Below are 2,324 nucleotides of genomic sequence, written 5' to 3'. Positions count from 1 at the left end.
TTATTCCAAGTAGCTTTGAAGTTTACTTTTTTTCTGTTGGAAGAACTGTTGCCTTCTCTCATAGTTGACTTCATTCCACAACTTCGCTGAAACGTCTGCTAACTTCCTCAGTTTCTTTTGCTGTGCCCCACTAGGGAACAGTCTGACAGCTACGGTGCGAATGCTCTGGTATTGCGGGAGTAATGATCGGGCTCCTCATCTTCTTGAAGTTGACCAGAAGGGAGTGCCATAAGAAAAGGTGAGGAAAAGGAGTTTAAAAACCTTTACCCCGCCTTAAAAGGCGAGGTTTTCTTTTATAAGCTAAACCTATGCTAAACTAAATAGTTTTTTAGCATTCTCATAAAGTATTTTATCCCTTTCTTCCTTAGTTAAGCTTCCTACTATCTTAATGAATAACTCAGGTTTAGAAATCGGGAATGGATGATCTGTTCCAAAGACTACCTTCTCAGTTCCTACCCTTTCGACCAATAATTCGAACTCTCTATTGTCGTACATTACTGTATCATAATAAACACTCTTTAAAAGGTATTCACTAGGTTTAAATTTACTCCTTTTGCTCTCATATAACATGTCAATTCTACCTAGTTGGTATGGAATGAATCCTCCTCCATGTGGTATAATTATTTTTAAGTTATATTCTTCTAAACTCCCACTTATAGCTAGCTCACTCATCACAAACGTTGTCTCAAATGGATAGCTCACTATAGTACTAAGGGCCCCTTCATTAATTCCTAAATTCAAAGTTCCAGGATGTATAAAAATTGGTTTATTCAATGAACTAATTTTGCTTAGTAATGGCTTGAATTCGTCATTCGCAATACTCTTGTTTCCAACACCTGTCCCCAGAATAAATCCGTCTAAATTCAACTCTTTTATAGCTCTCTCCGCTTCCCCTATTGCCTCATCTACATCATTCAAAGGTAAGGTAGCTAGACCCCTCAATTCTTTATCATTGACTATTTTAACTAACTCATCATTACACGACTTAGTCAACTTCACTTCCTCATCCTTAGGTAGAAAATATGTCCAAGGAGGTGGAATTGAAAGGAAGATAGTGACGTCTTCACCTTTAACCTTATTCTTAAAATCCCTTATCTTATCTTCTAAATTCAGTAATAGGTCATTAACCACGTAAACTCTGTTATTTACTATTATACCATTAGGTGTTAAGACGTTCTTCTTCGAAAGGTAATCCATATAAACCTTGGGATAAATATGGGAATGAACGTCGATTATCATAAAAATCACATTAAAAGTCTAACTTCACGTTAAGCTTAGTATTCTCCTTAAAGTACTTTAACGCATAAAGTGCTATTTGCTCATCTTGTTCCCCAGTTCCTCCACTGACACCTATCCCTCCCACAACCTTACCATCAACTATTATTGGAAACCCACCTGGTAGTATATTGAACTTTCCTAAGTTACTAAATTGTATACCATAATTTACTTTCCCCGGATGAGTAGTTTCTCCGATTTGCCTAGTGGGCATTCCAACTGCCACTGCGGTAAATGCCTTTGATTGAGAAATCTCTATACTAATTAAAAACGCTCCTTCCATTCTATGAAATAGTATTGGTAGACCACTATCATCAGAAATAGCAATGCAAACCTTTATTCCCAACCTCTTAGCTTCAGCCTCAGCCCCTTCAGCCAAGATTTTAGCCTCGCTTAAGGATAACTTATTCGAGGTTATCATTGCGTGTTACATTAACGATGTCTAGGTTATTAAATCTTTTTGATAAACCGACTTCACAAAAAATTAAGAGATTTCCTCTAACTTTCCACTTCTCAATTTCTCCACATCATCAACTTTCTTCCTAATTAACCTCTTTATTACACTCTCCCTCAAGCTCGCATTCACTAACATAATGCCATTTATTACATTCCCCTTTAAGTAGAACCTTATCATTCCCCCTTTACCATCTGGACCTCTCTGAACTATATTGTCATATCTGTTTAAAACACCGTAGACCTTAAAGTTAAGCTTAGCATCAAACATCCTAGAGAAGAAGTAAGGTATCTCGTCGAATTTCTTCATCTCCCCTACCATATTATAACCAGCGATTTTGCCTTGTTTAACAGCAACGTCGTAGTGCTCAATCCTCATGTATTCATTATAGATAGGGCTGAGAAATCTTGCGACATCACCAGCAGAGAAAACTCCCTTCACGTCACTCTCCAAGTACTCATTCACGATTACCCCATTATCCACCTTTAAACCAGCATCCTTAGCTAAGGAATCGTTAGGAGATATTCCAACAGCCACAATGACGAGATCTCCCTTAATGATCTCCCCCTTATCAGTTTCTACACCAATAACCTTA

General features: G+C 37.5%; 3 protein-coding genes. All 3 read right to left on the bottom strand.

Annotated elements, in window-relative coordinates:
- Positions 1–306 precede the first annotated feature (306 nt).
- Positions 307–1,239, bottom strand: a complete 933-nt coding sequence (locus tag DMP16_RS09170) for an amidohydrolase family protein (RefSeq protein WP_069284452.1) — start codon at positions 1,237–1,239, stop codon at positions 307–309.
- Between the two features lie 10 nt (positions 1,240–1,249).
- On the bottom strand, positions 1,250–1,696 hold the full coding sequence (locus DMP16_RS09165) for a heme-binding protein (RefSeq protein WP_143577136.1): 447 nt from the start codon (positions 1,694–1,696) through the stop codon (positions 1,250–1,252).
- A 63-nt stretch (positions 1,697–1,759) separates the two neighbouring features.
- Positions 1,760–2,324, bottom strand: a 565-nt coding sequence (locus tag DMP16_RS09160; RefSeq protein WP_185957853.1) for an FAD-dependent oxidoreductase, incomplete at its 5' end; no start/stop codon positions are given.

The sequence above is a fragment of the Sulfolobus sp. B1 genome (genome assembly GCF_007050195.1).
Classification (GTDB): Archaea; Thermoproteota; Thermoprotei_A; order Sulfolobales; family Sulfolobaceae; genus Saccharolobus.
Note: the sequence above shows the minus strand (reverse complement) of the source record. Positions and strands in the feature narration are given on the sequence as shown.

Coding starts and splice junctions, on each gene's coding strand:
- DMP16_RS09165 (WP_143577136.1), bottom strand. CDS start 1,696: ATGATAACCTCGAATAAGTTATCCTTAAGCGAGGCTAAAATCTTGGCT.
- DMP16_RS09170 (WP_069284452.1), bottom strand. CDS start 1,239: ATGATAATCGACGTTCATTCCCATATTTATCCCAAGGTTTATATGGAT.